Source organism: Micromonospora sp. NPDC126480 (genome assembly GCF_040302465.1).
In the GTDB taxonomy this organism is placed as follows: Bacteria; Actinomycetota; Actinomycetes; order Mycobacteriales; family Micromonosporaceae; genus Micromonospora.
Genome location: NZ_JBEORU010000008.1, coordinates 100,174 through 121,491, shown reverse-complemented (window position 1 = coordinate 121,491; position 21,318 = coordinate 100,174). Strand labels below are relative to the sequence as shown.

The following is a 21,318-nucleotide window of genomic DNA, read 5'->3' as shown; positions in this document are numbered from 1 at the left end:
TACCTGACCGGTCGCCGGGTCGAGATCGCCGCCCCGCCCCACGACACGAGTGTCGGACCGGCGAGGCAGAATCGCGTTCGTGCTGGTGGCGGTGGTGGCGGACGAGGTCGGCGGGGGAGTCCTGCAACCCCTCGACGCCGCCGGCCGCCCCACCGCGCCGCCCGAGCCGGTCGCCGACCTGGCCGCCGCCGTCGCCGCCCGCGAGCGCGCCGACCATCCGCGCTGGGTGTGGGCGTCCGGCGTGGCGCTCTACCCGGCGCTGCTGCGCGCCGGCGTCCGCGTCGACCGGTGCCACGACGTCGAGCTGACCGAGGCGCTGCTGCTCGGGCACGCCGGCCGCTGGGGCGAGCCGCGCTCGCTCGCCGCCGCCTGGGCGCGGCTCACCGGCGCTCCGGTGCCGCCGGACCTGCCGCCGCGCCCGGCCGAGCCGCCCGGCCACGGCCAGGACGCGCTCTTCGACAGCCTGCCGGGCCCGCCGGGCCCCGGCATCGAGGCGCTGACCCGGGTGTACGCCGACCAGCTCGCCCGGGTCGCGGCCACCGAGCACCCCGGCCGGTTCCGGCTGCTGGTCGCCGCCGAGTCGGCCGGCGCGCTGGTCGCCGTCGAGATGGGTGCGGCCGGGCTGCCGTGGCGGGTCGACGTGCACGACGCCGTCCTGGCCGAGCTGCTCGGCGAGCCGTCCCCGGTGGGCGGTGCGCCGCGCCGGGTGGCGGAGCTGGCCGCCCGCATCGCCGACGCGTTCGGCGTACGCCGGTTGCACGCCGACTCCCCGGCGGAGCTGGTGAAGGCGTTCGCCCGGGCGGGCGTGGAGGTGCCCAACACGAGGGCCTGGGTGCTGCGCGGCGTCGACCACCCGGCCGTGCCGCTCGTTCTGGAGTACAAGGAGCTCTACCGGATCTGGACGGCCCACGGCTGGTCCTGGCGGGACGCCTGGGTGCGCGACGGGCGGTTCCGGCCGGAGTACGTGCCCGGCGGTGTGGTCTCCGGCCGGTGGGCCACCCGCGGCGGCGGCGCGTTGCAGATTCCCAAGGTGATCCGTCGAGCGGTGGTGGCCGACCCGGGCCGGACGTTCGTGGTGGCCGACGCCGGGCAGCTGGAACCGCGGGTCCTCGCGGCGGTCTCCGGCGACCCCCGGCTCGCCGCCGCCGGTGGTGCCGGTGACCTCTACGCGGCGCTGGCCCGGGACGCCTTCGGCGGTGACCGGGCCCGCGCCAAGCTGGCCCTGCTCGGCGCCATGTACGGGCAGACGGGCGGGTCGGCGGTGCCGGCGCTGGAGGTGCTGCGCCGCAACTACCCGACGGCGTTCGCCTACGTCGAGGCGGCCGCCCGGACCGGGGAGGCCGGTGGGTTGGTCCGGTCCTGGCTGGGCCGCACCTGCCCGCCCGGCTCCGCCGGCTTCGGCGACGGCGAAGAGGCCGGTCCGGACGGCGAGGGCGGCCGGTCGGCGCGGGCCCGGTCGCGGGGACGGTTCACCCGCAACTTCGTCATCCAGGCCACCGCCGCCGAGTGGGCGTCGACCCTGCTCGCCACGCTGCGCGGCGAGCTGGCCGGCACCGGGGGTGAGCTGGTGTTCTTCCAGCACGACGAGGTGGTCGTGCACTGTCCGGAGGAGCGGGCCGCCGCGGTGGCGGCGGCGGTCACCCGCTCCGGCGAGCGGGCCACCGCCCTGCTGTTCGGTGACACCCCGGTCCGGTTCCCGCTGGATCTCTCGATCGTGAACTGCTACGCCGACGCCAAGTGAGGGCGCGGCGTCGAGAGGCAGCGTGGAGAGGCCCCGTTCGGATAGATACCGAATTTATACGATTTGCTCCCGCCACCCTGTCCGACCACGCTCGTTGCAGACGGTGTGCGTACGAGGGGACGGACGAGGCCCGGTGGTGCCCGGACCGGTCCCACTGTGGAGGGAGCGCAGCTGAACCGGATCGCAGGAATGATCATCGCCGCGGGCGGGGGACGCCGGATCGGCGGCCCGGAGGCACTGCTGCACCTGGGCGAGAAGCCGCTGGTGAGCCGGATGATCGACACGATGACGGAGGCGGGCTGCGAGCAGATCGTGGTCGTCCTGGGTGCCGCGGCGGACCAGGTACGCGAAACGGCGGATCTGACCGGCGCCACGGTTGTCGTCAACCGGGCCTGGGGGACCGGCGTCGGCTCGTCCATCCGGGCCGGCCTCGCGGCGATCGACGACGACGGGATCGAGGCGGTCGTCGTGGTGCCGGTGGACATGCCGGGCCTGACCGCCGCGGCGGTCCGCCGGGTCACCGCGCTGCCGTACCCGGACGTGCTCGTCTGCGCCACCTACGGCGGGCTGCGCGCGTACCCGATGCTGTTCGGCCGCCGGCACTGGTCCGGCATCGCCACGCTGGCCAGCGCCGACGTCGGCGCCCGGCCGTACCTGCTGGCGCACAAGGACCAGATCGTCGACATCGCCTGCGACTCGGTGGCCGACGGCAGCCGCGTCGACAGTCCGGAGCTGATGGCCCTCTACGGCCTGACCGTTCCCGAGCAGCGGGTCGGGGTCTGAGTCAGGCGGGCAGGCCGAACAGGGCCGCCGCGTTGCCCCAGCAGACCGCGCGCAGCCAGTCGTCGCCCAGGTCGAGCCCGGCCAGGCCGACGAGCTGCTCCGCGTACGCGTAGGGCAGGTTCGGGAAGTCGCTGCCGAGCAGCACCTTTCCGGCCAGCCCCAGCTCCCGCAGCCGGGGCAGCTCCCCGGCGGGGAACGGCACGAAGCGGTCGAAGAACGGCGTGAACGCCATCGTCGTGTCCAGCCGGACCCGCTCGTACCGCTCAGCCAGGTCGAGGAACGCCACGTAATCCGGCGCGCCGAGGTGCGCCACGACGGCGGTGAGCCCCGGGTGCCGGGCGAGCACCGCGGCGAACGGCTCGGGGCCGGTGTGCGCGGTGCCGACCGGGGCGTGTCCCGCGTGGACCACCACCGGCACGCCGGCCTCGGCCAGCAGCCCCCAGACCGGGTCGAGCGCCGGGTCGGTCGGGGTGAACCCGCCGACCTGCACGTGCACCTTGAAGACCCGGGCCCCCTCGGTGAGCGCGTCGGCCACGTACCGGGGCGCGGCCGGTTCCGGGAAGAACGTCGCCGACGGCAGGCAACCCGGCGTCGCCCGGGCGAAGTCCAGCGTCCACCGGTTCAGCTCGACCGCCATGTCGGGCTTGTGGGCGTACGCCAGGGCGGTGAACGCCCGCACGCCCAGCCGGCGCAGGTGGGCGACCCGCTCCGCGTCGCTCCACCGGTACCGGATGGGCCACTCGGTGCCGACCAGCGGCCCGGCCGCGTCGAAGTACGCCCACACCCGGCGCAGCAGCCGGGGCGGGAGGAAATGTACGTGCACGTCGGCGAGGCCGGGCAGCCCGAGCCGCTGCCAGAACGCCGGCACCTCGGCGTCGTCGGCCCCGGACACCCCGCTCAGACCTCGATGTCGAAGCGTTGCAGCAGCGACGGCGCGACCAGCCCGACGGCGGCGAGCACCGCGATGACGGTGAGGGCGGCCCGGACCACCACCACCTCGGTCTTGCCGCCGGCCCGCAGGGCGATCGAGTCCGGCAGGCTGACCGGCGTCCACATCCGGCGTTTGATCGGGATCGGCCAGAGGATCGGCACGCCGGCCCGCGTGATCATGTCGCCCAGGATGTGCACGAAGCACCCGACCCCGACGGCCAGCCCGATCATCGGGTAGCCCCGGTCGCCCGGCAGGTTGGCGAAGGTGAACCAGGCCGCGCCGAGCGAGGCGAGCGTCACGACGACCCAGCCGGCGCGCTCGGCCCACTCGTCGAACAGCCCGCGCAGCGCGAGACCGAACATGAAGAACAGGATGCCGATCACCGCCCACTTGCCGTACGCGGCGCACAGCGTGGTGGTGCCCCAGCCGACCAGCACGGTGAAGGGGATCGTGTGGGTCAGGGTGCGGTGGCCGTTGCTGCGGCGCGGGTCCCGGCTCAGCTTGGTGGCGTAGTAGACCCCGAGCGACACCTTCTCCATCACCTCGGCGAGGAACAGCGAGAACACGCCGAAGGTGCGGGCGACCGTCGCCCCGCCCTGGTTGCGGGTCACCTTGCCGGACAGGTCGAGGTCGGGGAAGAGCGCCCCGCCCGCGCAGACGGCGGTACCCACGGCGAGCGCGAGCGGTGACTGCTCGTAGCCGGCGAAGTGGTCCAGCGCCCAGGACCCGGCCAGCCACACCGCCGCGCCGGACAGCGCGTGCGACGGTCCCATCATGCCCGCTCACCCTCCTGGGGATCTTGGTCGCCGGAAACTACGTCACTGTAGTTCAGCCCCGCACCGGGAGGGGTGACGCCCGGCCGCTCCGCGATGGACGGTCAGTGCAGCGGTGTGAAGCTCTGCCGGATCATCAGGAAGTACTGGGTGTTCACCGCCCAGTCGAACTCCTTCGTCAGCCACGACACGGTGTACGCGCGGCCGGCCGACACGTTCACCAGCAGCCGGGCCGTGTGCACCCGTTCGCCGGCCGGGTTCACCCACGCGCACTCCCAGACCGCGGCGCCGTCGAAGAAGTCGTCCAGGGCGGAGATGCCGACGTTGCGGTAACCGGCGAGGGAACCGTCGCCGGTCAGCCGCCGCTCCTCGGCCCGCCACCAGGCGACCGGGTCGGCCCGCCGTGGCCCGGTCTCCACGCTGAGCACCCGGACACCGTCGGGTTCCTGGAAGCACGTGACCGGCCCCTCCGTCCAGCGCAGCCAGGCCACCGGCGTGGCGATCCGCCACCCGCCCGGGTCCACGTGCCACGTCCAGCCGGGAACCAGGCGCAGCGCGCCCGACGGTGGCGGCACCGACGGCACCGGCGTGGCGACCGCGGGGGGCGTCGCGCAGGCGAACGGCGTGCGCCGGTCCGGTGCCCCGCCCCCGCCGGTGCCGTCCGCCCGGTCCGCCGGGCCACCGGCCCGGGTGAGCAGGCCGCCGCCGATGCCCGCCGCGGCGAGCAGCAGGGCCACCGCCGCCACGGCGGTGCGCCGGCGAGGTCGCCGCCGCCGCGCCGGGCCGGTCGACCCCCGCCGGTGGACGGCGGGGGCAGCCGGCGTGCCGGGGTCGCTCGCCGGCCCAGCGGGCGGAGGTGGTCGCCCGGACCGCGGCGGTGGGCCGTCGCGGTCCGACGGGGGCCGGCCGGTGTCCGTGCCGGGCGGCGGCGCCGGCCCGGCGGCGTGCTCGGGGTCGGCCGATGCCGCCGCGCGAAGCAGCGGTTCGACCTCGACCGCCGTCAACCGCCGCCACGGCTCCCGTTGCAGCAGGCCGGTGAGCAGCGGTCGCAGCGGCCCGGCCCGGCGCATCGGGTCGGGGGGCTCGACGGCCAGCGCGCTGAGCGTCGCCATGGCGCTGGACCGGGCGTACGGCGAGCGGCCCTCGACCGCCGCGTAGAGCGTCGCACCCAGCGACCACATGTCCGTGCGCGGATCGGAGACCCCGTCGCGGGCGCGTTCCGGCGCGACGAACTCCGGCGAGCCGAGCACCATGCCCGGCCCGGTCATCGCCCCGTCGCCGCCGTCGAAGGTGGCCAACCCGAAGTCGGTGAGCATGACCCGCCCGTCGTCGGCCACCAGCACGTTGTGCGGCTTGACGTCCCGGTGCAGCACGCCCGCCGAGTGCGCGGCCCGCAGCGCGGCCAGCACGGCCAGCCCGATCCGGGCGGTACGGCGGGGGCTCAGCGGCCCGTCGGAGGTGATGATCTGCTGGAGCGAGCGGGACCGCACGTACTCCATGACGATCCACGGGTTGTCCCCGACGTGCACGACGTCGTAGACGCGTACCACGTTGGGGTGGGTGAGCCGGGCGGCGGTCCGCGCCTCCCGCAGCGTGCGCAGCCGTACCTGGTCGCGTTCGGCCTCGGCCAGCCAGCCCGGCGGGACGATCTCCTTGACCGCGACGTCCCGGTGCAGCATCTCGTCGCGCGCCAGCCAGACCCGGCCCATCCCGCCGGTACCGACCAGGTCGCGCAGTCGGTACCGTCCCGCGATCAGCCGATCCCGCACGTGCCGTTCCCCCTCGGTCACCCCCGGTCACAAACATATCGAGGGGCGCGGCGTTTCTCACCGGGGCGGGGCTGTGTCGCGGCCGAGGTCAGCGGCCGACGCGCAGGCTGGCCCGGACGGTGGCGAACTGCGCCGTCGCGGCGGGCCAGTCGTGCTCGTGGGTGATCCAGCCGAGCGTCCAGCCGGCGGCGGGCCCTTCGGTCGGAATCACCTGCACCGCGCGCAGCCGGCCGCCGTGCGGGGTGACCCACCCGGACTCCCACTCCGCCGCCGTGCCGGTCAGGCCGAGCCGGAACTCCGCGTACGCCGGCAGCGTGCCGGCCGCCAGTTCCCGCTCCCGCACCGCGCGCAGCCGGTCCAGGGCGACCCCGGCGTCCCGTCCACCGGCGACACTGAGCGCCCGCCCGGTCACCGGGTCCTGGAAGCAGGCCACCGTGCCGTGGCCGGAGTAGCGCCAGCCGGAGGGCAGCGCGACCCGGAAGCCCCGGCGGTCGGCGTGCCACACCCAGCCGCCCGGTGGGCGGAACCGCTCCCCGGCGGGTGGGGACGCGGCGATCACCGGCTCGCCCACCACATCGGGGCGGACACACGGGAACGGCGGCGGCGGGAAGGCACCCCGGCCGCGTGGCGGCGGGGGATCGCCGGGCCGGCCCGGGTACTCGGCCACGGTGGTCGGACCCAGGTCGTTCGCCGCCGCCGGGCCGTCCCGGTCGTCCCGGACCGGGCCGCCGGTCGGGACGAAGCCGTCCGCCCGGTAGCCGGGATCGTCGGCCACCGCGAGCGCGGTGCCCACGCCGGCGGCGACCGTGACAAGCACCGCCGCGGCGGCCAGCGCCCACCGCCGCGCGAGCAGCCGGCCCGCGCGGAGACGCCCGGCCGGCCCGTCGACTCCGCCCGCCCTGACGGCCGGTCCGGTCACCGTCGCCGGGTCCGGCGACGGCGGCGCGGCCGGGCCGGCCACCGCGGCCAGCCGGCGCCGCGTCTCCTCGTGGTCGGTGCGGTCGGCCGGGTCGCGGCGCAGCAGCCCGGCGAGCGCCGGGGCCAGGGGCCCGGCGTTCGCCGCCGGGTCCGGCGGCTGCGCGGCCAGCGCGCTCAGCGTCGCCATCGCGGTGCTGCGGGCGTACGGGGACCTTCCCTCCACCGCCGCGTACAGGGTCGCGCCGAGCGACCACAGATCCGCGGCGACGCTCGACACCCCCTCGGCGGCGCGTTCCGGGGCGACGTACTGCGGGGAACCGAGGACCATCCCCGGCCGGGTCATCGACCCGTCACCGCCGTCGAAGACGGCCAGCCCGAAGTCGGTCAGCAGCGCCCGCCCGTCGGGGGTGACCAGCACGTTCGGCGGTTTGACGTCGCGGTGCAGCACGCCGGCGGTGTGCGCGGCGCGCAGGGCGGCGAGCAGGTCCAGCCCGATCGCGGCGGTCCGCGCCGGAGACAGCGGTCCGTCGTCGTCCAGCACGTCCTGCAGGGTCCGCGACCGCACGTACGCCATCACGATCCACGGGCTGTCGCCCACCGACACCACGTCGTACACCTTGACCACGTTGGGGTGGTCGATGCGTGCGGCCGTGCGGGCCTCGCGCAGCGTGCGGCGGCGGACCTCGTCGCGCTCCGTACCGGTCAGCCAGGCCGGCGGTACGACCTGCTTGACCGCGACCTCGCGGTGCAGCACCCCGTCGTGAGCCCGCCACACCCGGCCCATGCCGCCGCGCCCGACCAGTTCCAGAAGCCGGTACCGGCCGGCGATCAGCACTCGCTCCACAGTGCTCCCATCCGTGGCCCGGCGTACACCATAGAGGCTGCCGCGGACCGCGGGCCGCCCCGCGGACCCGCGCGTCACCCGATGACCTCCCGGCCGGGCGAGGGAGCGCGCATCCGCCGAAGCGCGCACGGCGACGGACGTCCGTCGGCGGTGGGTGGCTCAGCCGGTGGCGCCGCCGACCGCGAGGAGGTTGCCCTCCGGGATCTCGATGGGACTCCGGGCCGCACCGACCCGCGTGGCGGCGTGCCGCCCGGCCGTTGCGTGCTCCCGCTGCGCGGCGGCGTACGTGCCGGCGGTCCGCGCCGCGATCGCCGCCCAGCCGTACCGCTCGCCGACCATCGCGCGGGCGCGACGGGCCACCCGGCGGGCGAACACCTCGTCGGCGAGGAGCCGGTCCACCGCGCCGGCGAGGGCGTCCGGGTCGCTGTGCGGGAAGGTCACCCCGGTGACCCCCGGCTCGACGATCTCGGCGAGGCCACCGGTCGCGGACACCGCGAGCGGCGCGCCCGCCGCGGCGGCCTCCAGGGCGACCATGCCGAACGGCTCGTAGAGGCTGGGCACCACGGTCGCGTCCGTGGCGCCCAGCACGGCCGGCAGCTGCCCGGCGTCCAGGAACCCGGCGAAGCGGACCGTGCCGTCCAGGTGCAGCCGCCGCGCCTGCCCGACGAGTTCCTCCCGGTACGGGCCGTCGCCGGCGATCAGCACCCGCAGCCCCGGGTGGCGCCGGCGCAGGTACGGTGCCGCGTGCACCAGATGCTGCACGCCCTTCTCGTAGACGAGCCGGCCGGCGTAGCCGACAAGCGGGCCGTCCCCGGCGAACCGAGCCCGGGCCGAGGCGACCGCCCGGGGGCGGGCCCGCCACGCCCGGTCGTCGACGCCGTTGGGCACCACGTCGACGTGGCTCGCCGGCACCTCGAAGAGCGTGGTGACCTGGTCGCGCATGTACCCGGAGCAGGTGATGACCCGGCTCGACCCGGTGGTGAGCCAGTGTTCGACGCCGTGGATGGTGCGGTTCATCTCGTGGGGCAGCCAGCCTTGGTGGCGGCCGGCTTCGGTGGCGTGGATGGTGGTGGTCAGTGGGATGTCGAGGTGTTCGCGCAGGGTGATGGCGGTGTGGGCGACGAGCCAGTCGTGGGCGTGGATGACGTCGTAGGTGTTGGTTTCGGTGGCGCGTAGGGCGGCGCGGGTGAGGGTGTGGTTGAAGGCCATGGTCCAGGCGAGGAGGCTGTCGGTGGCCAGGGGGAAGCGGACGGGGTCTTCGGTGGCGCGGATGATGTGGACGCCGTCGGTGTGTTCCTGCAGGGGTGCGCCGTCGGCGTGGCGGGTGACGACGGTGACGTGGTGGCCGGCGGCGGCGAGGGCGACGGACAGGGCGTGCACGTGGCGGCCGAGGCCGCCGACGAGCACCGGCGGGTACTCCCAGGACAGCATCAGCACGCGCTGCTGCCGGGCGGGCTGGATGTCGATCACGTCGGCGTCTGGTGGCATGCGCGGCCCCCTTGAGTTGTCCCCGAGCGCGCGCCGACCGGCACCCTTCCGGTGCCCCGTTCGCCGCGACTGGATCGGAACTCATCCTGCTGGTTGCGGGCTAACCAGCGGAGACACCGCCGTTGCGAGACTGTAAAGCGGCCCCTACCGGACGCGGCGGGCCCGCAGCAGCTCGGCGACCGACCACGCCTGGAACGGGCACCCGGTGGCCCGGTGCGGGGGCAGCCCGTCCGCGGTCTCGCTGACCGACCCGAGGCCGAACTCGGCCAGGTGCGCCTCGACACCGACGAACAGCTCGTCCACCGGGAGCTTGGCGCGCCGGTAGGCGTCCACGAACGGGCCGAGCAGCCACGGCCACACCGTGCCCTGGTGGTAGGCGCTGTCCCGCTCCGCCGGGCCGCCCCGGTGCCGACCCACGAACTCGGGCGCCTCGGGGGACAGGCTGCGGGGCCCGAGCGGGGTGAGCAGCTCCGCGGCGACCCGGCGCAGCGTCGGCTCGTCCGGGTCCAGCGGCGCGTACGGCAGCGACCAGGCCAGCAGTTGGTTGGGGCGCAGCAGGTCGTCGTCGTGGACGGCGGCCCCGCCCAGCGGGTACGCCGGCGCGGGCGCGTCCACCACGTCGTGCAGCCACCCGGCGGGGGCGGGGAACCGCTCCTTGAACGCCCCGACCGCCCGGTCGTGCAGCCGTCGCAGCTCCGCGGCGTCCTGCCCGGCCGTCTCCGCCAGCTCGGCGAGCCCGGCCAACCCGTTGATCCACAGCGCGTTGACCTCGACCGGTTTGCCGGTACGTGGCGTCACCGGCACCCCGTACACCCGGGCGTCCATCCAGGTCAGCGCGGTGCCCGGGGCGCCCTGCGTGAGCAGCCCGTCGGCCGCGTCGACCGCGATGCCGAACCGGGTGCCGGCCAGGTGCGCGTCGACGACTCCCCGCAGTGCCGGCAGCAGCTCGGCGGCCAGATCGGTGTCACCGGTGACGGCGACGTGGCGGCTCACCGCGTGCAGGAACCACAGCGTCCCGTCGACGGTGTTGTACTCCACCCGGCCGGTGTCGGCGGTGTTCGCGAGCATCCCCTCCGACAGCGTCGCCGCGTACGACCGCAGCAGCGCCCGGCCCTCGTCGGCGCGGCCGGTGCACAGGAACAGCCCCTCGTACGAGATCATCGTGTCCCGCGACCAGGCCCCGAACCACGGGTACCCGGCCACCACGTCCGGCCCGCGGTCGGTGCCGATCACGAACGCGTCGGCGGCCAGGACGAGCGTCGCCTCGACCGGGTCGGCCGGCTGCGCCGACGCCACCACCGCCCGGTTGCGGGCCCGGGCGGCGGCGACCACCGCCGGCCCCGGTGGCGGCTCGGCGGCCGGGTCGCCCGCCCAGGCGAGCACCGAGACAGTGTCGCCGGGCCGGTCCAGCGCGCCGGCGAAGCGGCCCGCGTACCAGAGGTCCTCGTCCGGGTGCAAACCCCGCGCGGCCTCCTCGCGGTGGTGCGCGCCCAGCCACCACTGGCCCTCCGGCACCCAGCCCGGGCCGGCGAGCCGGAACGCGCCCTCGATCACGGCGCCGTCGGCGACCGGGTCCATCCGGGGGCTGGGCCCGTCGGCCCGGCGCTCGCCGTGCGCGTCCCGCCAGGTGCACGCCGCGGCCAGCTCCAGCCGTACCGGACCGCCGGTGACCAGCCGGTGCACCACCGCGACGCAGGGGCGGCCGGACACCGCCGCCAGCTCCCGCTCGATCACCACGTCGCCGATGCGCCACCGCCAGCGGGGCAGCCCGTCGGTCAGGTCGAAGCGTTCGAGCAGCTCGAAGCCGCGCGGGTCGACGTCACCGGAGGCCCATTCGTGCGCGCCGAGACGCACCCGGGCGCCGGAGGGGAGGAGCACGGCCGGGTCGAGGCTCGCCAGTCCCACCCGTCGGGACGCCGGGGTTTCCCCGGCCACCACGAGCAGACCGTGGTAACGACGGGTACGCAGCCCCGCGACGGTGCCCATCGCGTACCCGCCGAGCCCGTCGGTGACCAGCCACTCGCGGGTGGCCGCGCTGCTCAGCTCGCCGCACACCTGCGGACCGAACGTGATGTCGATCAATTTCCCTCCACCGGCGGCGAGGAGTGACACGGCATGGGAAGAATGGCCGCTGTGGTGAGGTACCCCGGCGGCGTCGAAGATGGGCGAGTGATCACCGACATGCCGCCCTACGAGGCTTCCGCCCCCGACCCCGAGCGGACCCGGCTCGCGCAGGCCGACGCGGGCGAGCAGGACTGGCGCGCATGGGGTCCCTATCTGTCCGAGCGGGCGTGGGGGACGGTACGGGAGGACTACAGCGAGCACGGCACGGCGTGGGACTACTTCCCCCACGACCACGCGCGGTCCCGAGCCTACCGGTGGAGCGAGGACGGCATGGCCGGCGTCTGTGACGACCGGCAGACCTTCTGCTTCGCCCTCGCCCTCTGGAACGGCCGCGACCCCATCCTGAAGGAACGGATGTTCGGGCTCGGCGGGGACGGCGGCAACCACGGCGAGGACGCCAAGGACTACTGGTGGTACCTCGACAGCACGCCGACGCACTCGTGGATGCGCTGGCGCTACCACTACCCGCAGGCCGCCTTCCCGTACGACGAACTGGTCGCGGTCAACGCGCTGCGCGGCCGCGACGACACCGAGTACGAGCTGGTCGACACCGGGATCTTCGACGACGACCGGTACTGGGCGGTGACCGTCGACTACGCCAAGGCCGGCCCGACCGATCTGTGCGTCCTGATCACGGTCGCCAACCGCGGCGACCGGGCCGAGACCCTGCACGTGCTGCCGACGCTGTGGTTCCGCAACACCTGGGCGTGGGGGCTGCCCGGCGGGGACCGGGTGCCCCTCCTCGTGGGGTCGGAGGCCGGCGCGGCACCCGGTGGCCCGGGTGCCCGGCTGGTGGGCGAGCACTGGGTGCTCGGCCAGCTGCTGCTGGAGGGCGACGGCGAGCCCACCCCGTTGCTGTGCGACAACGACACGAACGCCGAGCGGCTGTGGGGGCTGCCGAGCCGGTCGCGCTACCCGAAGGACGGGATCAACGACCACGTGGTCGACGGAGCGCCGACGGTCAACCCGCAGCGGCAGGGCACCAAGGGCGCCCTGCACTACGTGCTCACCGTGCCGGCCGGCGAGCAGCGGCAGATCCGGCTGCGGCTGACCCGTACCGCCCCACCGCCCGGCGGGACGCCGCCGCCGCCCGCAGACCTGGGCGACGGCTTCGACGCGGTCGTCTGGGCGCGGCGGACCGAGGCGAACCGCTTCTTCGCCGGGGTGATCCCCGCCGCGGCGACGCCGGACGAGGCGCTGATCGCCCGGCAGGCCATCGCGGGGCTCATGTGGGGCAAGCAGTTCTACCACTTCGACGTGAAGCGGTGGCTGGAGGGCGATCCCGGCTCGACGCCGCCGCCGGCCGGCCGCCGGCACGGGCGCAACAGCCACTGGTGGCACATGACCAGCTTCGACGTGATCTCGATGCCGGATCCGTGGGAGTACCCCTGGTACGCCGCCTGGGACCTCGCGTTCCACTGCGTGAGCATCGCCCGGGTCGACCCGGGCTTCGCCAAGGAGCAGCTGCTGCTCCTGCTCCGCGAGTGGTACCTGCACCCCAACGGGCAGATCCCGGCGTACGAGTGGGCGTTCGGCGACGTGAACCCGCCGGTGCACGCCTGGGCGGCGCTGAAGGTGTTCGAGATCGACGGGGGCCGCGACCACGCGTTCCTCGCGCGGGTGATGCACAAGCTGCTGCTGAACTTCACCTGGTGGGTCAACCGCAAGGACACCGGCGGCAACAACGTGTTCGAGGGCGGCTTCCTCGGGCTGGACAACGTCGGGCCGTTCGACCGCTCGGCGGCGCTGCCGGTCGCCGGGGTGCTGGAGCAGTCCGACGGCACCGGCTGGATGGCGATGTACGCGCTCAACCTGCTGGACATCGCCGTCGTTCTCGCCGAGCACGACCGCACCTGGGTGGACACCGCGACGAAGTTCTTCGAGCACTTCGCGTACATCGCCGCCGCCGGGTACGAGCAGGGGCTGTGGGACGACGAGGACGCCTTCTTCTACGACGTGCTGCGGCTGGCCGACGGCACGAAGGTCCCGTTGAAGGTGCGGTCGGTGGTCGGGCTGCTGCCGCTCGCGGCGGTCACCCGGCTCACCGCGCGGACCCTGCACCGGCTGCCCGAGCTGGGTGCCCGGCTGCGCTGGTTCCTCACCAACCGACCCGAGTACGCGGCCGTGATCGGGTCCCGCCGCCTCGGCGGGGACGGCCGCCAGCAGCGCCTGCTGTCCATGGTGGGTCCGGAGCAGCTCGTCCGGCTGCTGGCCCGGATGCTCGACACCGACGAGTTCCTGTCCGAGTACGGGCTGCGTACGCTCTCCCGCGCGCACCTGGACAAGCCGTTCGCGGTCACCCTCGGTGGGCAGGAGTGCTGTGTCGGGTACGAGCCGGCCGAGTCGACAAGCGGGCTGTTCGGCGGCAACTCCAACTGGCGCGGCCCGATCTGGATGCCGACGAACTTCCTGCTGATCAGCGCGCTGCGCGACTACGCTGCCTTCTTCGGCGACGACCTGCAGGTGGAGTACCCGACCCGCTCCGGCGTGAAGCGGAGCCTCGACGAGATCGCCGACGACCTGTCGGCCCGGCTGATCAGCCTGTTCACCCGGGACGACTGGGGTCGGCGGCCGATCTACGGCGCCGCGCAGCTCTTCCAGACCCACCCGGACTGGCGGGACCTGATCTGCTTCCCGGAGTACTTCCACGGCGACAACGGCGCCGGCCTCGGGGCCTGGCACCAGACCGGTTGGACCGCCCTGGTCGCCGACCTCATCCTCACCCTCCGCCGCACCTGAGCAACTCGGATGACGCGACCGGCGTCCCGCACTACGGTGGGTCGCTGACGGGGAGGGGGACCGATGGGGGACGCGACGCGACGGCACGGGCAGGTGCTGGTCTTCGACGCCGACGACACGCTTTGGGAGAACAACGTCGTCTTCGAGCGGGTCATCGACGACTTCCTCGGGTGGGTGGACCACCCGACGCTGGACCGTACCGAGATCAGAGCCATCCTCGATGACATCGAGCGGGCGAACTCCGTCGCGCACGGCTACGGCAGCAAGGTCTTCCTGCGCAGCCTCGGGGAGTGCTTCGAGCACCTGCGGGAGCGGCCGGCCACCGAGGCCGAGCGGCGGGAGATCCACGAGCTCGCCGTCGCTCTGGTGGAGCACCGGGTGGAGCTGATGCCGGGGGTCGCCGAGGCGCTGGACGAACTGGCCGGCCGGCACGAGCTGCTGCTGCTCACCAAGGGCGAGCGGGAGGAGCAGCAGCGCAAGCTCGACGCCGCCGACCTGCTGCACCACTTCCGGGCCGCGCACATCGTGCCGGAGAAGAGTGTGGACACCTACCGGTGGCTCGCCAAGGAGCACGACTTCGACCCGGCCCGCGCCTGGATGATCGGGAACTCCCCGAAGTCCGACATCGCGCCGGCCCGGGCGGCCGGGATGAACGCCGTGTTCATCCCGAACGAGCACACCTGGGTGCTGGAGCACGACGAGTTGGACGCGACGGACGCGGGGGTGCTGCACCTCGCGGCCTTCCCGGACCTGCTCCACCACTTTTGAGCGAGGGTCTCCGGACACCGATGCCGGCGCGAAGCGCAGTCCTCGCTTCGAGGGGAAACAGCGTTGCTTCCGGGCGGTGCGTTACGCCGACATGCCGCTTTTGCAGCTTGACATCAATCACGCTGCCACGGGCGTCGCACACCTTGTCCGAGCTGGAGAAACGCTCATAACCTGATCCGGCGTCCACGCCTCTTCGGGGTGAGTCGGGGGCGCGCCGAGTCCGGTAGTTGGGCACCGTGGAGCTGAGTGCAGGCGGGCCGGATCGCTGTGGTGGGCCCGACGTGGGCGGCGTGCCCCGCCCGCGTGTCCACCATGGCGATGTCCGCTACCACGCCGGACGGCTGGGGTCAGGGCCGGGGAGTTGCGGACCCGGTCCTGACCCATTTTCTTTCACGGCAAAGCAGCACTTTCGCGGCTGGTCGGAAATGTCATGGTTTTCGGGGCGGCGGTCGGCTGCGTCGCGTGCCAGGATCGTCGACATGAAACGGCGTACCCTCATCCTCGGCGCGGCGGCCGGTGTGGCCGCGCCCGCCGTCGCCGGAGCTACCCCCGCCGCCGCGGTGGTGACCGATCGCGACGCGGGCGGCTCGGTGCCCACCGGGCCTCTTCCGCGCCGCTACCTGGGCAAGACCAAGGCGGACAAGCTCACCACCCTGCCCGCCGACACGCGGCAGGTCATCCTGGTCAACGCCACCGGCTACGGCACCAGTTACGCGACGCTCGAGAGCTTCACCCTCTCCGGCCGGCGGTGGCGGCCCGTCTCGGCGCCGCTGCCGGCGCGGATCGGTTCGAAGGGCTTCAGCGACAACCACGTCGAGGGCGGGGCCACCACGCCGACCGGCGCGTACGCGATCGGCCCGACGATGTACGGCATCGCCGCCAGCCCGGGCGTCCGCTACCCGTACCACCGGCTGGTGACCAACGACTGGTGGAACGGAAACCCGGAGTCGGCGGCGTACAACACGTTCCAGCACACCAGCACGAACCCGGGCGGCTGGAGCGAGGCGCTCTGGACGGTGAAGCCCGCGTACACGCACTTCGCGGTGATCACCTACAACATGCCGCCGACCGTGCCGAAGCCGGTCCCGTACGCCGGCAGCGCCATCTTCCTGCACGAGTTCAGCACCGCCGGGGGCAACGCGACCGCCGGCTGCGTCGGCCTGTCCCACGACCACCTGGTCGGCGTGCTCCGGTGGCTGGACCCCAGGGCGAACCCCCGCATCGTCATGTGCCCGGTCCAGAACCTGTCCCGGTACTGACGGCGCGCACCGAAGCGCTGAGCCGGCTCGACCACCCGGTCGGGCCCGTGTCCGCTGGGGCCTGTGCTGGCGGACAGCTCCGATCGGTCGGCGGGTGCGACGGTTCGCGGCGTGACACCTGCCCCACCGGTGTGGGCAGCTCGACAGGCGGGCCGGCCAATCGATCGCTGCGCAGGCTCGCCCTGGCGGACGGGCGGGCGTCAGGTGGCGGCGCCGCGCACGATCGCCACGGCCACCCGGCAGAACTCATCCATGTCGGGGTTGAAGCCCGCCGCGATGTCCGGGTGCAGGCCGGCCCGGGTCTCGTCCAGCAGCCGCTGGCAGACCTGCTCGACCGGCTCGCCGGCGTAGCTGGCCCGCACCCGCTCGGTGGCGGCCTTGAGCGCCGATGTCAGCTGATCCTCCAGCGGGCCGCGCAGCTTCTCCTGCACGGCATCACGGGGGTCCAGCGTGACGTGTGGCTCCGACATCGGCGCTCCCTTCCTCGGCGACCGCGGTACCCCACCGCGGCCGTCGGTCAAACCGCGGCCGGTACGGCGGCCACCCGTACCTGGTACGAGAAGTCCTCCGCGGGCTCCTCCCGGTACGACAACTTCCGGATCTGCCGGTCGTCGTCGTAGAGGGCGACGTCCACCAGGACGCCGAGGTGGGCCAGGCCGATGCTGCTCACCCGCTTCTTGTCCTGGAGCACCGCGCACACCCCGCCGAGCAGGGTGCTCGCGTCGGAGGTGCGGTGCCCCGGCGGGCAGCGCAGCACGAGGTCCACCTCGATCGGCCCGGACAGCGGGGTCCAGCCGGTCTGCTGGGCCGCCGCACAGGCCGCCTGGAGGAGAGCGCGGACCCTCGTCGCCTGCCGGTGCCCGGCGGCGAAGATGGACAGCGCCTCGGTCTTGACCGGTGGCAGGCCGCTCACCTCGAACGTCAGGGCGAGAGCGCGGGTGTCCTGCACGACGGCACCTCCTCGTTGGGGACGATCCTGCCCAACCGGTGCGGTGGCGGTGGGAGATCCCGCGAGAACCAACCGATCGGGCGGGCCGGGGTCGGCCGAGGCGTGTCGACAGCGGTGGCGAACGCGCAGGTCAACGCTAGTCCACCTGGTGGGCGCCGGGTAACCGTCCGCTCACTCGGTGGGACGCGGCGGGAACGCGCAGAACTCGTTGCCCTCGGGGTCGGCCAGCACCCACCACCTGGCCTGCTCGGTCGGCTCGTGCAGCAGTGTGGCACCGGCCCGGACGAGCGCGGTCGGTTCCGGGTCGACCAGGTCGACGTCCCAGTGCATCCGGTTCTTGACCGTCTTACGCTCGGGCACCGGGTCGAAGACCCAGTACTCCCAGGGGAAGCCGGCCGCCCCGCTGATGGAGGCGTCCCCCTCCTCGCTGGTCTCCACGGTGCCGCCGACCACGCCGGCCCACCACCGGGCCTGTGCGGTCGGGTCGGCCGTGTCGACCACCAGTTCGAACGGCCCGGGTCGGCTGTCGTCCCGGGCCGCGAACGCGCAGAACAGGTTGCCCTCCGGGTCCGCGAGGACCCACCAGCTGATCTCGGCGTCCGGCTCGCGGACCAACCGCGCGCCGGCCTCCAGCAGCGGCGCCGGGTCCGCGCCGGGCAGCCGCAGCTCCAGGTGTACGCGGGTCTTGCCGGTGCGCGGCTCGGGCACCCGGTTCACCCAGATCGACTCGACGCCCGAGCGGGCCCCCCGCGGATCCACCCGGGTGTCCCCACCGCCGACGTCCACGACCTCCCCGTCGAGCACCCGCCCCCAGAACCCGCCCAGGGCGTGGGCGTCGGCAGCATCGAGACAGAGATCCTTGAACCGCGCGATCACGGCCCCATCATGCCCGCCCGCCGCCCGCACCGCCGCCCCACCGCGCCCCCTCCGGGGGCCGCAACTTCGGGGAAGATGCTGCCTCGCGTGCGGAGAAGGCAGCAGTTTCCCCGAAGTTGCGCAGGTCCTGCTCGGGGTTCTCAGCGCTTGCGGGTGCGGATGGCGTGGCGTACTTCGGCGAGGAAGCCGTCGAAGTCGGTCGCGAAGCGCTTCGAGGTCAGGTGCAGGACGATCCAGTCGTCACCGACCAGCCGGTTGAGGCGGCGCCGATCGCGGTGCAGCTGGTCCGGGTCGTGGTGCCAGATGCCGTCGTACTCGATCGCGATCCTCCACTGCGGCCAGGCGAGGTCCAGCCGGGCGACGAAGGCCCCGTCCCGTACGACAACGAACTGGGTGACCGGGGCGGGCAGGCCGGCCAGGACGAGCCGGACCCGGAGGCGGGACTCCGGTGGCAACTCCGCACCACCGTCGGCCAGGTCGGCGACCCGGAGCATCCGCTTCCAGCCGCGCTCGCCCGAGTGCCGGCGCGTCCGCTCGCTGAGCTGCGCGGGGTCGACGAGCCGGCGACGGACGAGTACGTCGACCAGAGCGACGGCATCCTCCACCCGGAGCCACTGCGCGAGATCCCAGCAGGTGCGCTCCGGCGTGGTGACCGGAACACCGGCCCGGAGGACCACGTCGGTGCCGGGCAGGCTGCCGGAGTGCACGGCCAGGCCGGCCACCGGACCGAACCGTCGTGCGGTGGGTACCAGGACGTCGAGTGACTCGTGCGCCTCGATGCGTCCGGCTCCGAACAGAGCCGCGGCACTTCGTCCGGCGATCGCCGCGCCGGGCGGAAACAACCACCGTGCCGCCGCCGCGCAGCGCGCCGAGTGCGAGACGACGAGCCGGGCATCGGCGTAGACGTCCTTGAAGACGGGCCGCCACGCGCTGCTCCGGAGCTCAGCGCGGGTGAGCAGTCCCTCAGACACGGCCTGCGACCCGCGAAAGATGCGCCCCTGCAGGCGCGCGGGCCGTCGAGGAGAAACCGGCATCCATCCACCCTGGACGACGGCGATCGCCCCCGTCTGCCCCTGTGGATAACCCCGCTCCGCCCCGCGCCGACTCACCGGCGGAACAACTTCGGGGAAGATGCTGCCTCGTCGCGCGGCGAGGGGGCATCTTCCCCGAAGTTGCGCGGATCTTGGGGCGGGGCAGGGCAGGGGGCAGGGGGTCAGTGGCGGGCGCGCTTCAGTTCGTGGAAGGTCGACAGGCGCATCAGGGGGACGGTGCAGTCCCAGATGGTCAGGGCGTCGTCGGTGCCGGGGACCTCGGTGAGGATCGGGCCGTGCAGGCCGCGGTCGGCGCCGGGGACCATCAGCACCGGTGAGCCGACGTCTGGTCCCGCCGACGCGTACGCCAGCGCGTGCGACTCGCGTACCGCCTGGTCCCAGCGCTCGTCGTCGAAGGCCGACGCCGCCTCGCCCAGCCCGGCCGCCTCGACGGCCGCGTCCAGGATCTTCGGACCCGGCGGGTTGCCGGCGTCGTGGGTGCGCGCGCCGAGTTCGGCGTAGAACCGGCCGCTGTCGTCGTGCCGGCCCTCGGCGCGCAGCGCCTCGACCAGGCGCAGCGCCCGGCTGGCGGCCTCCATCGACTCGGCGTGCTCCGGCGGGACCGTGCCGTCGTTGAGGATGGCCAGGCTGAACGCCCGCCACTGGATGCGCAGGGTACGGGCGTCGGCGACGGTCACCAGCCAGCGGGAGGTTCGCCAGGTCCATGGGCAGGCCGGGTCGAAGAAGAAGGTGACGTCCATCGGCCGAGCGTACGAGCCGAGGCCCGGGTCCGCAGCGCGGTGACGCGCGCCACATCCGCCACTGTCGGTCCCGTCGCGGTCGCACCAGGTTTCGGAACTTCGCAGGTCGGGCAGTGTTGGGGCCACGAAACGCCCGGGGCGCGACCGGCGCACTGGTCGACGCCCCGTCCGTCTCGCCGTGCGCCGGGGCACGGGAGCCTTCCCCCCGGCTTTGGCCGAGAAGGAGGGGAGGGGTGATGAGCGACTCTGACCAGGCCGGAGGGCGGCGGCGGGCCCGCGCGCTGGCGGCGGCCGCGGCGCTGACGTTGGTGGCACCCATGGCCGCCTGCGGGACCGGGGGAGACGAGGGCACACCCACGATCAACCTGTACTACCCGCCGGAGCAGAACCTGCAGAAGGTCGTCGACGACTGCAACGCGCAGGCGCAGGGGCGCTACCGGATCGAGTACCGGGTGCTGCCCCGGCAGGCCGACGAGCAGCGGGTGCAGATGGTCCGCCGGCTCGCCGCCGAGGACACCGGCATGGACGTGCTCGGCCTCGACGTTACCTGGACGCAGGAGTTCGCCAGCGCCGACTGGATCCTGGAGTGGACCGGCGAGGACAGGGCCGAGGCCGAGCAGGGCACGCTTGAGGGCCCGCTGGAGACCGCCCGCTACGAGGGCCGGCTCTACGCGGCGCCGAAGAACACGAACGTGCAGCTGCTCTGGTACCGCAAGGATCTGGTGCCCGGGCCGCCGGCGACGTGGAACCAGATGATCGTCGCCGCCCAGGAGCTGAAGAACCAGGGCAAGCCGTACCAGGTGCTCACCATGGGCGCCCAGTACGAGGGCCTGGTGGTGCTCTTCAACACGCTCGTCGAGAGCGCCGGCGGGCGGATCCTCAACGACGACGGCACCGAGGCGGTGATGGACGAGGGGACGGTGCGAGCCCTCGCCCAGCTGCAGCGCTTCGCCACGGCGGGCGTGACGTCGCCGTCGTTCAGCAACGCCACCGAGGACCCGGTCCGGCTGGAGTTCCAGTCCGGCGCCGGGGCGTTCCAGCTGAACTGGCCCTTCGTCTACCCGGCGCTGCAGGAGGCGGACCCGGAGCTGGCCAAGCAGGTCGGCTGGGCGCGGGTGCCGGGCATCGAGCCGGGCACACCGAGCAAGGTCACGATCGGCGGCGTGAACCTGGCCGTCAGCGCCTACTCGGAACACCCGGAGGAGGCGTTCGACGCCGCCACGTGCCTCCGCAACGAGAAGAACCAGAAGTTCTCCGCGATCAACGACGGTGTCCCGCCGACCATCGAGAGCGTCTACGACGACCCGGAGATGACCGAGGCGTACCCGATGAAGGAGACGATCCTCGAGGAGCTGAAGGAGCCGGCGGTGCGGCCGCTGACCCCGGCGTACCAGAGCATCTCCACGGTGATGTCGGCGATCCTCTCGCCGCCGTCGGCGATCGACCCGGAGGCGACCGCGGACGAACTACGCGACGCCATCTCCGACGCGCTGGAATCGAAGGGGGTCCTGCCGTGAGCGAGTGCACCCGTTACCCGGTCGACTCCGGCCGCCGGGAGGTGACG

General features: G+C 74.0%; 17 protein-coding genes. 6 read left to right on the top strand and 11 right to left on the bottom strand.

Translation table 11 applies throughout. The annotated features are described in order from the left end of the window. Positions 1-49 precede the first annotated feature (49 nt). Both ABTW87_RS10265 and ABTW87_RS10260 read left to right on the top strand, forming a co-directional pair. Entirely contained in the window at positions 50-1,741 is a 1,692-nt protein-coding gene (locus ABTW87_RS10265) for a bifunctional 3'-5' exonuclease/DNA polymerase (protein WP_350650483.1), read from the top strand. 189 nt (positions 1,742-1,930) lie between these two features. After that, positions 1,931-2,524: a nucleotidyltransferase family protein gene (locus ABTW87_RS10260; protein ID WP_350650482.1), complete on the top strand. Its 594-nt coding sequence runs from the start codon at positions 1,931-1,933 to the stop codon at positions 2,522-2,524. 1 nt (position 2,525) lies between these two features. On the opposite strand, the gene ABTW87_RS10255 is transcribed toward ABTW87_RS10260, so the two are convergent. From ABTW87_RS10255 to ABTW87_RS10230, 6 genes are all read right to left on the bottom strand, one after another. Continuing rightward, entirely contained in the window at positions 2,526-3,416 is an 891-nt protein-coding gene (locus ABTW87_RS10255) for an amidohydrolase family protein (protein ID WP_350650481.1), read from the bottom strand. Positions 3,417-3,421: 5 nt separating this feature from the next. Further along, entirely contained in the window at positions 3,422-4,231 is an 810-nt protein-coding gene (locus tag ABTW87_RS10250) for a metal-dependent hydrolase (RefSeq protein WP_350650480.1), read from the bottom strand. 101 nt (positions 4,232-4,332) lie between these two features. Further along, positions 4,333-5,997, bottom strand: a complete 1,665-nt coding sequence (locus ABTW87_RS10245) for a serine/threonine-protein kinase (RefSeq protein ID WP_350650479.1) — start codon at positions 5,995-5,997, stop codon at positions 4,333-4,335. A gap of 88 nt (positions 5,998-6,085) precedes the next feature. Further along, positions 6,086-7,759, bottom strand: coding sequence for a serine/threonine-protein kinase (locus ABTW87_RS10240; protein ID WP_502891559.1), 1,674 nt, complete (start codon positions 7,757-7,759; stop codon positions 6,086-6,088). Between the two features lie 159 nt (positions 7,760-7,918). Then, positions 7,919-9,247 (bottom strand): glycosyltransferase family 4 protein, encoded by a 1,329-nt coding sequence (locus ABTW87_RS10235; RefSeq protein WP_350650478.1) that lies wholly within the window; start codon positions 9,245-9,247, stop codon positions 7,919-7,921. A 144-nt stretch (positions 9,248-9,391) separates the two neighbouring features. Continuing rightward, positions 9,392-11,329 (bottom strand): amylo-alpha-1,6-glucosidase, encoded by a 1,938-nt coding sequence (locus ABTW87_RS10230; RefSeq protein WP_350650477.1) that lies wholly within the window; start codon positions 11,327-11,329, stop codon positions 9,392-9,394. A gap of 99 nt (positions 11,330-11,428) precedes the next feature. On the opposite strand from ABTW87_RS10230, the gene ABTW87_RS10225 reads away from it, so the two are divergent. The 3 genes from ABTW87_RS10225 (at position 11,429) to ABTW87_RS10215 (ending at position 16,137) form a co-directional block, all read left to right on the top strand. Then, a complete protein-coding gene (locus tag ABTW87_RS10225; protein ID WP_502891562.1) occupies positions 11,429-14,110 on the top strand; it encodes an MGH1-like glycoside hydrolase domain-containing protein in 2,682 nt (893 codons plus the stop codon). A 63-nt stretch (positions 14,111-14,173) separates the two neighbouring features. Beyond that, complete coding sequence (locus ABTW87_RS10220) at positions 14,174-14,878, top strand: HAD family hydrolase (RefSeq protein ID WP_350650476.1); 705 nt, start codon at positions 14,174-14,176, stop codon at positions 14,876-14,878. Positions 14,879-15,357: 479 nt separating this feature from the next. Further along, a complete protein-coding gene (locus ABTW87_RS10215; protein ID WP_350650475.1) occupies positions 15,358-16,137 on the top strand; it encodes a L,D-transpeptidase family protein in 780 nt (259 codons plus the stop codon). Between the two features lie 200 nt (positions 16,138-16,337). On the opposite strand, the gene ABTW87_RS10210 is transcribed toward ABTW87_RS10215, so the two are convergent. From ABTW87_RS10210 to ABTW87_RS10190, 5 genes are all read right to left on the bottom strand, one after another. Next, on the bottom strand, positions 16,338-16,607 hold the full coding sequence (locus tag ABTW87_RS10210) for a hypothetical protein (protein WP_350650474.1): 270 nt from the start codon (positions 16,605-16,607) through the stop codon (positions 16,338-16,340). A gap of 47 nt (positions 16,608-16,654) precedes the next feature. Beyond that, positions 16,655-17,086 (bottom strand): RusA family crossover junction endodeoxyribonuclease, encoded by a 432-nt coding sequence (locus tag ABTW87_RS10205; RefSeq protein WP_350650473.1) that lies wholly within the window; start codon positions 17,084-17,086, stop codon positions 16,655-16,657. 171 nt (positions 17,087-17,257) lie between these two features. Continuing rightward, on the bottom strand, positions 17,258-17,962 hold the full coding sequence (locus tag ABTW87_RS10200) for a VOC family protein (RefSeq protein WP_350650472.1): 705 nt from the start codon (positions 17,960-17,962) through the stop codon (positions 17,258-17,260). 140 nt (positions 17,963-18,102) lie between these two features. Next, complete coding sequence (locus tag ABTW87_RS10195; protein WP_350650471.1) at positions 18,103-18,933, bottom strand: endonuclease domain-containing protein; 831 nt, start codon at positions 18,931-18,933, stop codon at positions 18,103-18,105. Positions 18,934-19,175: 242 nt separating this feature from the next. Continuing rightward, positions 19,176-19,754 (bottom strand): mycothiol-dependent nitroreductase Rv2466c family protein, encoded by a 579-nt coding sequence (locus ABTW87_RS10190; RefSeq protein WP_350650470.1) that lies wholly within the window; start codon positions 19,752-19,754, stop codon positions 19,176-19,178. A 236-nt stretch (positions 19,755-19,990) separates the two neighbouring features. On the opposite strand from ABTW87_RS10190, the gene ABTW87_RS10185 reads away from it, so the two are divergent. Then, positions 19,991-21,271 (top strand): ABC transporter substrate-binding protein, encoded by a 1,281-nt coding sequence (locus tag ABTW87_RS10185; RefSeq protein ID WP_350650469.1) that lies wholly within the window; start codon positions 19,991-19,993, stop codon positions 21,269-21,271. Positions 21,272-21,318: the final 47 nt, after the last annotated feature.